At 59.6% G+C, this 11826-nt stretch carries 10 protein-coding genes; 8 read left to right on the top strand and 2 right to left on the bottom strand.

Going from position 1 to position 11826, the window contains the following annotated elements:
• Positions 1-48 precede the first annotated feature (48 nt).
• From AKL25_RS10270 to AKL25_RS10250, 5 genes are all read left to right on the top strand, one after another.
• A complete protein-coding gene (locus AKL25_RS10270) occupies positions 49-909 on the top strand; it encodes an ABC transporter permease (RefSeq protein ID WP_050477533.1) in 861 nt (286 codons plus the stop codon).
• Entirely contained in the window at positions 906-1685 is a 780-nt protein-coding gene (locus AKL25_RS10265; protein WP_050477532.1) for an ABC transporter permease, read from the top strand. The genes AKL25_RS10270 and AKL25_RS10265 overlap by 4 nt, the downstream gene beginning before the upstream one ends.
• A 14-nt stretch (positions 1686-1699) precedes the next feature.
• The gene (locus AKL25_RS10260) at positions 1700-2716 is read left to right on the top strand and encodes an ABC transporter ATP-binding protein (RefSeq protein ID WP_050477531.1); all 1017 of its coding nucleotides are present in this window, start codon (positions 1700-1702) and stop codon (positions 2714-2716) included.
• 36 nt (positions 2717-2752) lie between these two features.
• Positions 2753-3721: a nucleoside hydrolase gene (locus AKL25_RS10255; RefSeq protein ID WP_050477530.1), complete on the top strand. Its 969-nt coding sequence runs from the start codon at positions 2753-2755 to the stop codon at positions 3719-3721.
• A 141-nt stretch (positions 3722-3862) separates the two neighbouring features.
• Positions 3863-4930 carry an adenosine deaminase family protein gene (locus AKL25_RS10250; protein WP_050477529.1) on the top strand — a complete coding sequence of 356 codons (1068 nt, stop codon included), beginning with the start codon at positions 3863-3865 and terminating at the stop codon, positions 4928-4930.
• A 264-nt stretch (positions 4931-5194) separates the two neighbouring features.
• On the opposite strand, the gene AKL25_RS10245 is transcribed toward AKL25_RS10250, so the two are convergent.
• Both AKL25_RS10245 and AKL25_RS10240 read right to left on the bottom strand, forming a co-directional pair.
• Positions 5195-6304: a porin gene (locus tag AKL25_RS10245; protein ID WP_050477528.1), complete on the bottom strand. Its 1110-nt coding sequence runs from the start codon at positions 6302-6304 to the stop codon at positions 5195-5197.
• Positions 6305-6842: 538 nt separating this feature from the next.
• Positions 6843-7562, bottom strand: a complete 720-nt coding sequence (locus tag AKL25_RS10240; RefSeq protein WP_050477527.1) for a GntR family transcriptional regulator — start codon at positions 7560-7562, stop codon at positions 6843-6845.
• Positions 7563-8215: 653 nt separating this feature from the next.
• Here AKL25_RS10240 and AKL25_RS10235 point away from each other — a divergent pair.
• The 3 genes from AKL25_RS10235 (at position 8216) to AKL25_RS10225 (ending at position 11812) form a co-directional block, all read left to right on the top strand.
• Positions 8216-9301, top strand: coding sequence for a porin (locus AKL25_RS10235; RefSeq protein WP_083444641.1), 1086 nt, complete (start codon positions 8216-8218; stop codon positions 9299-9301).
• Positions 9302-9427: 126 nt separating this feature from the next.
• Positions 9428-10606, top strand: a complete 1179-nt coding sequence (locus AKL25_RS10230) for an ABC transporter substrate-binding protein (RefSeq protein WP_240475701.1) — start codon at positions 9428-9430, stop codon at positions 10604-10606.
• Between the two features lie 339 nt (positions 10607-10945).
• A complete protein-coding gene (locus tag AKL25_RS10225) occupies positions 10946-11812 on the top strand; it encodes a branched-chain amino acid ABC transporter permease (protein WP_050477525.1) in 867 nt (288 codons plus the stop codon).
• The last annotated feature ends 14 nt before the right edge of the window (positions 11813-11826 follow it).

Genomic DNA, 11826 nt, shown 5'->3' with positions numbered 1-11826 from the left:
AGCAAGCAAGTACCAACAAGTAAACGAAGTACAACGGAGTCGCAACACATGGTTGCACATGATAAAAAACGCTTAGGCATCCTGCTGGTGACGCCGGCCCTGATCTTTACGGTGGTGTGCTTCCTGCTGCCGGTGCTGGCGCTGTTGCTGGATGCCTTCCGCGTCGGCGGTCCGGACAGCGTCGACGGCGCAGCGGTGCACTGGGGCGTGGATCGCTTCATTGCCTTCTTTGCCGAACCGCTCAATCGCCAGGTCTTCCTGCGCACCTTGCGCATCGCAGCGTTGGTGACATTGTTCTCGGCGCTGCTGTCGTATCCCGCGGCACAAGCCATCGTGCGCGTGTCGCCGCGCTATCGCGGCCTGGTGCTGGGCATGATGATCCTGCCGCTGATGGTGTCGCCGATTGCGCGCACCTATGCCTGGATCGTGCTGTTCGGCCGCAACGGCGCGATCAATTCCATCCTGTTGCACCTGGGCCTGGCCGATGAGCCGCAGCGCCTGCTGTTCAGCGAAATGGCGGTCTTCGTCGGCCTGCTGCAATTGCTGCTGCCGCTGATGCTGATGTCGCTGGTCAGCTCGATGGAGAATCTGTCGCGCGACATCACGCTGGCCGCCTCCACGCTCGGCGCCAATGCCTGGCAGGTATTCACCCGCGTCACGCTGCCCTTGACGCAGGAAGGCCTGATCGTCGGCGGCACGCTGGTGTTTACCGGCTGCGTCACTGCCTATGTCACGCCGGCATTGCTGGGCGGCCCCAAGGTGCTGATGCTGGAAACCCTGCTCTACCAAAAAGTCAGCGTCGAAAGCGATTTCGGCACCGCCAATGTGATCGCCGTGATACTGGTCGCCATGACGCTGGCCGTCAACGCCGGATTGAAACGCATCTCTTCCAGCCGGAGCTCCACATGAAAGAAGGTCTGTTTTCCCGCACCATCCTGTGGCTGGTGTTCCTGTTCCTGCTGGGACCGTTCATCATCGTCTTCCTGGCCGGTTTCAGCGCCGGCGAAACGCTGGCGTTTCCGCCGACGTCGTATTCGCTGCGCTGGATCGTTGAAGTGCTGGCGGCGGAAGAATTCCAGCGCGCCTTCCAGACCAGCCTTGAAATCGGCTTGCTGGCGACCGTGATCGCCTTGCTGCTGGGCGTGCCGGTGGCCTACGCCATGTCGCGCATGCCGCCGCCGGGCATGGGCGCGATCAAGCAGATCCTGACCTCGCCGCTGATCGTTCCGGCGATGCTGGTCGGCCTCGGCCTGCTACGCCATTTCGTGTTGCTGGTGGATGCACCGGTCTTCCTCGGCTTGCTGATCGGCCACATTGGTTTGCTCACGCCGTATGCGGTGCGCGTGGTGTACGCCAGCCTGGTAAACCTGCGCGTCGACATCGAAGAAGCCGCGATCACGCTGGGCGCCTCGCGCGCGCAGACCTTCTTCCTGATCGTGCTGCCGAATATCCGCAGCGCCGTCATTGCCGCTTTCTTCCTGGCCTTTGTCACCTCGTTCAACCAGGTGCCGGTCTCGCTGTTCCTGACCGGCCCCGGCATCAGCACCTTGCCGATCGAGATGCTGGGCCATATGGAAAACAGTTTCGATCCTTCGATCGCCGCCCTGTCGACCTTGCTGGTCCTGTTCACCATGGCCTTCGTGCTGGTGACCGAGAAGGTGCTGGGAATTTCAAAATACATGTGAGACGCGAGAGCACGATGAGCTATCTGGAATTGCGCCAACTGGCGCTGGGTTACGGCAAAAGCAATGCCGCGGTGGAAAAGCTGGACCTGTCGGTCGAACAAGGCGAACTGATTTCGCTGCTCGGCCCGAGCGGCTGCGGCAAGACCACCACCATGCGCGCCATTGCCGGCCTGATCGACCTGCGTGCCGGCAGCATCACGCTGGACGGCCGCGACATCGGCCGCCTGCCGCCCAACAAACGCAACATCGGCATGGTGTTCCAGTCGTATGCCCTGTTTCCGCATCTGAACGTATTCGACAACGTCGCCTTCGGCCTGCGCCTGCGCAAGGTCGACGACAAGACGCTGCGCGCGAAAGTGGAAAAAGTCATCGCCGCCGTCGGTCTCGCCGGTTTCGAAGCCCGCCTGCCGGCGCAGATGTCGGGCGGCCAGCAACAGCGCGTCGCCCTGGCGCGCGCGATTGTCATCGAACCCAAGCTGCTGTTGCTGGACGAGCCGCTGTCCAACCTCGACGCCAAGCTGCGCGTGCAGATGCGCGCGGAGCTGCGCCGCATCCAGCGCGAGCTCGGCATCACCATGCTGTACGTCACCCATGACCAGGAAGAAGCGCTGGCGCTGTCGGACCGCATCGTGGTGATGAATGCCGGCAAGATCGAGCAGATGGATGCGCCGGAAAACCTGTTCCGCCAGCCGCGCACGCGTTTCGTCGCCAACTTCATGGGCTTTGAAAACATCTTCGATTATCGCGACGGCAACTTGCAGGGCAACGACCAACAGCTGTCATTCGGCGCGGCCGTGCCTGCCGGCACCGCCTGCATCGGCTGGCGTCCGGAGCGCGTGATCGTCGGCATCGGCACCTACATGGGCACCGTCCTGTCGCGCGGCTTCCTCGGCGACTCGGTGGAGTATTTGCTGCAAACGCCATTGGGCGAAGTCAAAGGTTTTGCCGAGGCGCGCTTTGCGACATGGCGTGAAGGCGACACGGTCTCGTTCGATCTGCCGTCAGACAGCGCCTTGTTTTTGCCGGCCTAGAACAACAAGAAAATCACACGCAAGAAAGAATTCATCATGCAAAAAATCTGGCTGGATACCGATCCCGGCTTCGACGACTGGCTCGCGATGCTGATGCTGTCGGCCAATCTCGACGTGCAATGGCTGGGCGTCTCCGTCGTGGCCGGCAACGCTCCGCTGGCGACGACTTACGACAACGCCTTGCGCATCAGGAAACACTATCACCTCGACGTACCGGTCTATGCCGGTTGCGACGCGCCGCTGGCAGGCGCACAGGAAACTGCGCAATGCATCCTCGGCGCCGACGGCATGGCAACCACCGGCGAGCCCCTGCCGACCGTCGACATCCGCCAGTCGGAAGCGGAGCAGGAAGCGCGCGAACAGCGCAGCCCCTTGCCTCATGCGGTCGACGCATTGATTGAAGCGGTGCGCAAGCATCCGGGCGAACTGACGCTGATGTGCATCGCGCCGATGACCAACATCGCCACCGCCTTGCAGCGCGCGCCAGACATCGCGGCGCAGATCAGGGAAATCATCCTCATGGGAGGTTCGGCCGACCAGGGCAACCACACCGCCGCCGCAGAATTCAACATCTTCGCCGATCCGGAAGCGGCCGACATCGTCTTCAACGCCGGTATCCCCTTGCGCATGTTCGGCCTGAACCTGTGCCGCCAGTTGCTGGTGACCTCGGCCGAAGTGCAGCAAGTGCGCGCACTCGGCACGCCGCGCGCAAAATGGCTGGCGGGATACTTCGACGCCTACCTGCGCATCCGCAGCGCCGACGGTTCGGTGCCGATGCCGATGTACGACCCGGCCGTAGCGATCTACCTGCGTCGGCCGGAATTGTTTTCCTTCAAGCCGGCGCGCGTGGACATTGAAGTGCAAGGCCGCCTCACGCGCGGCATGACGGTGTGCGAGTTCCGCGTCCCGCGCCGCGCCGAAGCCAACACCGAAGTCGCCATGACCGTCGACGGTCCGCGCGCCATGGAATGCATGATGCGGGAATTGCTGGGCACGCTGTCGTAGCTCACTTCCCGGCAGCGTACACAAAACGCGTAGAACAGAAAAAACAGCAGCAGAACAGAATGGATTCAGGTTTTATGAAAGCAGTTGATTCATCCGTCATCGCCACGCGCTCCGTGATTTTTGCAATTCAAGGAGCGCGCCATGCATAGCGACAACACAACGCCGCTGAGCCTGGAACAGTTCGTGCGCGCCATGCCCAAGATGGAATTGCATTGCCATTTGTTCGGCGCGGTGCGCAGGCAGACTTTCATCGACTTGTCGGAGAAATCGGGCAACCGCGTGTCGCGCGAAGATATCGATGCGTTCTACACCCGCGGCGAAAAGCCGGTCGGCGTGTTGCGCGTGCTGCGCGCGCTGGATGCACACCTGATCCAGGGCCCGAGCGACCTGCATCGCATCACTTACGAATATCTGGAAGACCTGCACAGCCATGGCGTGCGCTACACCGAATTCTTTTGGAATCCGACCGGCACGGTGCGCGTGTCCGGCATCAGCTATGCCTCGGCGCAGGCGGCCATTGTGCTGGCGATTCGCGAGGCGCAACGCGACTTTGGCGTGATCGGCAGGCTGATCCCCAGCATCGACCGCGAAGCAGATCCGCTGGAAGCAGTCGCCATGGTGCGCTGGATGGCCGAACATCGCCAGCCGGAAGTCATCGGCATCGGCATGGACTACCGCGAAAACGATAGACCGCCGGAACTGTTCCTGCAGGCCTATCGCGATGCGCAAGCCGCCGGTTTCAGGACCACCGCGCACGCCGGCGAATTCGGCATGCCCTGGGTCAATGTGGAAACGGCGATTGAGAAGTTGAAGGTCGACCGCGTCGATCACGGCTACACCATCGTCGATAATCCGGCCTACATGCAGGAATGCATCGCCAAAGACATGATCTTCACCGTGGTGCCGACCAACTCCTACTATCTGCGCACCCTGCCGCCGGAACGCTGGGCGCAGGATCACCCGATCCGCGCCATGGTCAACGCCGGCGTGCGCGTGCATCCCAACACCGACGATCCCACGCTGCACCTGGTGACGCCGACGCGCGCCTGGCTGATGATGACGGAATTCGGTTTCGGCGTGGACGACATGCGTAACTTCATGCTCAACGGCCTTGACGCGGCCTGGATCAGCGACGATCAGCGCAGCCGCTGGCGCGCCGAGTGGACGGCTTCTTTCGATGCGCTACGCATCAGGCTCGCTACGGACTGACTGCGCAATGACGATGGCGAGATGATGAAAATGCAGCGGCAATAAAAAAGCCCGCTCAACATCGAACGGGCCAAGAGGGGGAGTTCCTCAGGATGTCACTACACCTACGACTACTCTGCGTTACGTGTGCCGCCCGACTAAAGTACAGCACGTTTGCTGCAGACCCGCGCAGGACGCCCCTGCCGCGACTATGAACGGCAGAATCATGCCCGCGAGGACGGTGCCGGGGTCGCGGGACCCCGGACTTGTCTTACGTCAGAACAATTAGAACGAGTGGCTGATACCAGTGTAGAACGCGTTCTGGTTTTGGCCCTTGATGCCGCCGCCGCCGTATTCGACCGCGAAGTCGGAGTTGGCGCCGTTACGAACCGTACCAACGGTTGCGTACAGCAGAGTGCGCTTGGACAGGCTGTAGTTGCCGCCGAGGACGAACAGGTTTGCGCTGCCGACGCCTGCATTGACGTTGACGTGATAGGCAGCACCGATCAGCGTCAGAGCCGGAGTGATCTGGTAGTTGGCGCCCAACCAGTAGTGATTGGCGCGATCAGGATTACCTGTCGCTACCGAGTTCGCACGCAGGTTTTCATAACCGGCGAACAATTTCAGCTTGTCGATAGTCAGGGTGCCGCCCAGTGTCAACTCCTTGGAGGAGCTGAACAGCGAGGAGTACTGACCGTTGGTGTCGCGTTGCACATCATAGATGGCGCGCAGTTCGTAGTTCGGTTGCACGAAGGCCAGAGAAATACCGTCGCGGCTGCCGTTGGTGGTGACGGTTGAGCCAACGCCCTTGGTGAACGAACCTGCTGCCTCACCGAAGCCGTGCATCACCGTTGCCGAGAAGCCACCGAAGTTTGGCGACTCATAGCTGACCATGTTGTTGGTTTGCGGCCAGTTACGTTCCTTGACCAGCGTCGCAGTGCTCAATGCTTGTTGACCAGTTGGGTCCAGCGCCCAGATCGGATCGCTTTGGATCGCCAGATCTTTACCCATCTTGATCGTACCGGCAGAACCGCTCAGACCGACGAAAGAACGACGCGACCACAATGTACCCGGATTGGAGGAGGATCCATTGACGCTGCCGTTGGAAGCGTCGAAGCCGCTCTCAATGGTAAACAACGCTTTCAACCCGCCGCCCAGATCTTCATTGCCCTTGAAGCCGAACATGCTGGTGCCCCATTCGTTGCCGTCGATACCCCACTTGCTGCCGCGAGTGCCGTTGGCGTTCAATTGGTTGCTTTGATAGTTGATGCCGGCATCGATACGACCATAGACGGTCACATTGGTCTGAGCCTGAACGGCAGCGGATGCGCATGCCAGAACGGCTGCAACAGCGAGCGGCTTCGCAATAAATGCGACTTTTGAAGCTTTTTTCATTTCATCTCCTAAATTTGCTTGTGGGACTTCCACTATTTTTCGAGCATTGCACCCGAATTCTTTTTTATGGGCATTGTTTCCGTACAGCCATGTAACGGTCCGTACTTCTTTTTGCCTCTCTACATTTTATGTAGTTTTACTAAAAATTTTATTTAATTCTACACATTAAAATTTTTATTTCCATCACTTTTTTACCTCAACTACACAGATTCAATAGATTTAATGCGAATTACAACACTCTTTACCTATAACGCCGAATAATATATGTACTAATGTTACAAGTAGCTTTGCTACTTGCACTTAGTTTTAAAACTACATTTCAGGACCAGGAAAGTTGTTCAGCGGAATGAAAGCTTGCTGTCAGGAACAGATTTGAAGAGAAATTAAAATTATTGCTTAAAAACAATAAAAATCAAATCTACCTACCTATAAGAACGTCGATGAAAAAACAAAGGGTTAGCAGAATCTGCTAACCCTTTTTCCATCTGTTACAGCAACGGCGGTCAACCCGCCTGAGAAATTTTCGAATCCGGTGGGTTCAGCGCACCGGCGCAAACAGCTTGCCGAAATCGATCTCCGCCGGCTGCGTCGGCTCTGCCAGCAGACCCAGCGCATATTCGCCGAGATGATGTTCCATCAGGCGCGCCGCCAGCGCCGGCTGGCCTTGCTCGATCGCATCCAGGATGGCGATGTGCTCGTCGGCCGAGCAGCTGTTGCGCTTGGGCGTCTCGTAGAGACCGATCAGCAGCGAGGTGCGGGCGATCAGGGTCCGCAGATAGCCGCTGACAATGTCGTTCTGATTCACCTCGGCCAGCTTGATGTGGAATTCGCCTGAAAGACGGATCCAGTCGCGCCAGTTGCCGTCTTCGCGCAGGGCGTGTTCTTTTTTGATCATCTCGCGCAGCTCGGCGAAGGCCTTGTTCTTGTTGCCCGGCTTGGCCGCCAGTCCCTTGACGGAGCCGACCTCCAGGATGACGCGCGCCTCAAACACTTCGCGCGCCTCGCCGATGTCATGCAGGGCGATGATGGCGCCGCGATTGGGTTGCAGCTCGATGACGCGTTCATGCGCCAGTTTGACGAAAACCCGCCGCAAGGTGCCGCGGGTGACGCCGAAGGCTTCGCACAATGGCGCTTCGACCAGCCGCGTGCCGGGTGGCAGCTTGTGATCGAGGATGGCGTCGATGAGCGCCATATATATACGCGCATCGACGGCGTCGTTGCTGAGCTCTTTACCCTTTTCCGCTTTGGCTTCGCTCATTCCGCCTCCCGGCGGGCGATGGAGGGACTGCCCATTGTGCTCAATCGACGCATAGATCGTAGAAAATATTTGTACATATGTTCACAGTATAAGTGCTTCGCTCGCGACCTGCACGAGACACACCCACTCCGGATCCAGCCCTGCATCACGCCGCAACCGGGCGTCAGCGGAGCGATCTCCGCGCCGTGCGGAACCCGCCCGGCCGCACGCACCAAAATCTGATCGCGGCTCTCAAATTGTGCACAATCGTGACAATAAGGTGCACAACCCTGGATTTTGTCAGCCTTCCGACAGCATCCACCCGCAGTCCTTCTGCTCGCGACATCCCACATCGCGCCCCGGATACTTCCCTGAAAGCCTTTATCCATGGTGCTTTTCACCACTGCACCCCAACTTTTCGACCGCTCTGGCACGTTTTTCGCTTATCCCCAACTCTAAGATTGTGCACAATCCTAATTGAAATTGTATTCATCTGAACAAGGCCCGCTGATGCCCGGCAGTTTGCATCGGCCGGTGCGACAGACTCGCAGCACGCAACACATGTACCTCGGCAATCCTCGTGGCAACGCGTGAAAAGCCGGTCCGGCAGGGAGCAGGGGGCGGACCGTTATCGCAAACCTATTGAAAACATCAATCAAGACAAGAAGGAAAACATGAGCACTTTCATCAAATTCGGGGCAGCAGCCATCCTCACACTGGGCGCAAGCGGCGTCGCCTGTGCACAATCGAGCGTCACCATCTCCGGCGTCATCGACACCGGCTTCGGCTACACCAGCAATGTCGGCAACGGCTCGCAAAACAAAGTCGGCGCACTCAACAGCATCCTGGGCGTCTCCAATGTCGGCTTCCGCGGCAAGGAAGATCTCGGCGGCGGCCTCAATGCGGTGTTCAACCTGCAGGCCGGCTTCAATCCGACCAACGGTTCGCAATCGGCCAGCGGCCAACTGTTCTCGCGCAACTCCCTGGTCGGCCTGGAAAGCTCGTCCGGCGCGCTGACCGTCGGCAAGCAATGGAACTTCAACGATGACTGGCTGGTGGGCAGCGTGTTCAAGGGCGGCTACAACTCCGGCGCCATCTTCAAGTTTTCCGAGTTCGATGCGGTCAGCGAAATCTATAACAACACCATCAAGTACGTGTCGCCTGAAGTCGGCGGCTTCCAGGGCGGCGTGATGTACGGCTTCGGCGAAGCGGCCGGCAGCCTGCGCACCGGCCAGGTGTACAACATCGCGGCGAAATACACGCAAGGCCCCTTCTTCGTCGGCCTGACCTTCGACCGCGAACAGGACGCCACCATCGGCCTCACCAACACCGGCAACGTGATGAAGCTGACCACGCTCGGCGCCAGCTACACCATCAACGCACTCAAGCTGCGCCTGGGCGCAGCGCGCAGCGATATCTCCGGCCCCGGCTCGTTCCAGTCGATCCCGTCGCTGCCGACTGCACGCAAGGCCTATGCCGTGGAAGCCGGCGTCGACTACACCTTCACGCCTGCCTTCACCGGTTCGGCTGACGTGCTGTATCGCAAGAACACCACGCTCTCCAACAACACCAAGGTCTATCGCCTGCTCGGCATCTACAGCCTGTCCAAGCGCACCAGCCTGATCGCCAACCTGGCGTATCTGAGCAACGGCGACGGCGCCACCGAATCGCTGATCAGCACCAACTCGACCGCCATCGGCGGCGGTTACGCCAACCAGCATCAGACCGCGCTGGCGCTCGGCATCCGTCACACGTTCTAACCAGAAGTACGCGCATACAGATCAGAAGCGGCACGGCGTGATCCTTGCTTGATTCCTTATCTGAGAATTCTTGAATCGACTTTTCTGTTTTCCATTTTTCAAACGGGAGTAATGATGAACAAACGCATGTCCTTGAAAACCTTGGCCGCATTGACGCTGGCCATGTTCGCCGCAGTGCCTGCAACATACGCCGCCGACAACGTCCTGAAGATCGGCGTCAACGGCGTCATGTCCGGCGCCGCCGCATCGTGGGGCCTGGTCAACAAATACTGCGCCGAGACCACTGCCGAAATGTATAACGCCAAGGGCGGCGTCGACATCGGCGGCAAGAAGTACAAGATCGAAATCGTCGCCCTCGACGACAAGAACGATCCGAAGATCTCCATCTCCAACGCCGAAAAACTCGCCAGCGACGGCGTCAAGTACATCATCGGACCGAACATCGACACCACCGCCATCGCGGTCAAGCCGGTGATGGAACGCGCCAAGGCGATGAACTTCCCGTACGCCTTCTCCAAGGAGCTGTACACCGCGCCGGCCAACGCATCGGTGCTCGGCATGGTGGCCTCGTACCAGGTCGGCCCGGTGGTCTACAAATACCTGATGGACAAGAAGGGCGTGAAGAGCATTTCCTTCGTCGCGCGTAACGAGTCCGACGCCAAGAACCAGCAGGAAGAAGGCGTGGCCGCGGCCAAGAGCCTGGGCCTGAAGGTACTGGCCGACAAGGAAAGCTACGAGCCGGGCACCACCGACTTCATGCCCATCATGTCCAAACTGGTACGCGCCAAACCTGACGCCATCGTGCTCTCGGGCGTGGCGCCGTCCGATGCGCCGCTGCTGATCAAGGCCGCACGCGACCTCGGCTTCAAGGGCCAGCTGTCGACCGAGACAGGACAGGACGCCAAGATCCTGGAACAGGTCGCCGGTGAAAAAGCGGCTGGCTTCCTCTCCGTCGGCGGCGCATCGACGCCGGCGATCCAGTCCGACTACATGAAGCAATTCGTCGAGGTCTACAAGAAGCGCGTGGGCGAGTGGAATGACGAAGCCGGCACCAAGGCTTATGCACTGGAACTGATCCTGGCCGTGCTGCAAAAGAATCCGAAGGCATTGACCGACGTCGAGCAATTCCGCAAGGAGATGCCGGCCTTCAAGATGACCAATCCCTTCGTGAAGGACAAGACCACGCTGCAATTCGTCGGCAAGAAAGACTTCGGCCGTCAGTCGCAGGTGGGCGTGCCGCTGGTGGTCAATGCCTATAAGGGCGGCGGTTTCGAAGCGGTCTACGTCGGCCAGGTCGCGAACTGAGAATGCAGCGGTAACGAGCGTTGTTGTACCCCGCCACACGTTGTCCCGCGTGCAGCGGGTTTAGTAGAAGCAAAGCAGTAGGTAGTAAAAAGTAACAACCTGTTCAGGGTCTGTAGCGAGAGGCCGTCAGCCGGTGCCGACCGGAGCGCAGGATACCGGAGTGTACTTGAGTACACGAGGATTCCGAGCACCGTACGGCGCTGGATCACGGCCTCGCAGTAAGACCATGAGCAGGTTGGCTGTAAAAATAGTCTGCTTCACCCATTGCCCGCCCGGCCTCCCTTCCGGCGCGGGCAATACCCCGACATTCATGCAACAACAGAGGATTCATCAACCGACATGCTGCAAATTCTCATCAACGGACTCATCCTCGGCTCGGCCTATGCGCTCATTGCGCTGGGACTGACCATGGTCTTCAGCATCATGCGCGTGGTCAATTTCGCGCATGGCCAGATGTACATGCTGGGCGGCTTCGTCATGTACTACCTGTACGGACAATTCGGCTTCCCGTTCTGGCTGGCGCTGCTGCTGGCGGGCGCGACGCTGGGAGTGATCGGCATGGCGTTCAACCGATTCCTGTTCCAGCCGGTGCTGGCGACGTCCAAGCGCGAAGAAAGCAGCATGCTGATGGCGGTCGGCACTGCGCTGCTGCTGGAAAACGTCGCGCTCTCGCTGTTCGGCGAAAAACAGCGCGGCGTGCCGACGCTGATCGACGGCGTGCTGATCCTCAACGACGGCGATGCTTACCTGCCCTATTCGAATCTCGCGGTCGCTGCGATCTCGATCGGCTTCATCGTCGCGCTGCTGCTGTTCGTGCAATACACCAAGCCCGGCCGTGCCCTGCGCGCCGTGGCGCAAGACAAGGAAGCGGCGCTGCTGCAAGGCGTCAACGTCAAGTTCATCACCACGCTGGGTTTCGCCATCGGCGCGGCGCTGGCCGGCATCGCCGGCGGCCTGCTGGTGACGCTGTACGGCGTCAACGCCGGCGTCGGCACCAACATCTCGACCAAGGCCTTCATCATGATCATGATCGGCGGCGCCGGCGTGACCTCGGGCGCCATCGTCGGCGGCTTCGTGCTCGGCATGGCGGAAGCAGTCGGCTACGACCTGCTGCCGAGCAGCATGACCTACCTGCTGATCTTCGTCGCCATGATCGTGTTCCTGATCTTCAAACCGAACGGCTTGTTCGGCAAACCCTGGGGTTGATCATGACTTCATCC

Origin of the sequence: Herbaspirillum rhizosphaerae (assembly GCF_001189965.1) — a bacterium.
Lineage (GTDB): Bacteria > Pseudomonadota > Gammaproteobacteria > Burkholderiales > Burkholderiaceae_D > Herbaspirillum > Herbaspirillum rhizosphaerae.
The sequence above is the reverse complement of the archived record's forward strand: the minus strand, read 5'-3'. Positions and strand labels throughout refer to the sequence as shown.

What these genes read in the sequence shown, in the direction of transcription:
- AKL25_RS10235 (WP_083444641.1), top strand. Translation starts at nt 8,216, where the DNA reads ATGAGCACTTTCATCAAATTCGGGGCAGCAGCCATCCTCACACTGGGC.
- AKL25_RS10260 (WP_050477531.1), top strand. Translation starts at nt 1,700, where the DNA reads ATGAGCTATCTGGAATTGCGCCAACTGGCGCTGGGTTACGGCAAAAGC.
- AKL25_RS10230 (WP_240475701.1), top strand. Translation starts at nt 9,428, where the DNA reads ATGTCCTTGAAAACCTTGGCCGCATTGACGCTGGCCATGTTCGCCGCA.
- AKL25_RS10240 (WP_050477527.1), bottom strand. Translation starts at nt 7,562, where the DNA reads ATGAGCGAAGCCAAAGCGGAAAAGGGTAAAGAGCTCAGCAACGACGCC.
- AKL25_RS10265 (WP_050477532.1), top strand. Translation starts at nt 906, where the DNA reads ATGAAAGAAGGTCTGTTTTCCCGCACCATCCTGTGGCTGGTGTTCCTG.
- AKL25_RS10255 (WP_050477530.1), top strand. Translation starts at nt 2,753, where the DNA reads ATGCAAAAAATCTGGCTGGATACCGATCCCGGCTTCGACGACTGGCTC.
- AKL25_RS10225 (WP_050477525.1), top strand. Translation starts at nt 10,946, where the DNA reads ATGCTGCAAATTCTCATCAACGGACTCATCCTCGGCTCGGCCTATGCG.
- AKL25_RS10270 (WP_050477533.1), top strand. Translation starts at nt 49, where the DNA reads ATGGTTGCACATGATAAAAAACGCTTAGGCATCCTGCTGGTGACGCCG.
- AKL25_RS10245 (WP_050477528.1), bottom strand. Translation starts at nt 6,304, where the DNA reads ATGAAAAAAGCTTCAAAAGTCGCATTTATTGCGAAGCCGCTCGCTGTT.
- AKL25_RS10250 (WP_050477529.1), top strand. Translation starts at nt 3,863, where the DNA reads ATGCATAGCGACAACACAACGCCGCTGAGCCTGGAACAGTTCGTGCGC.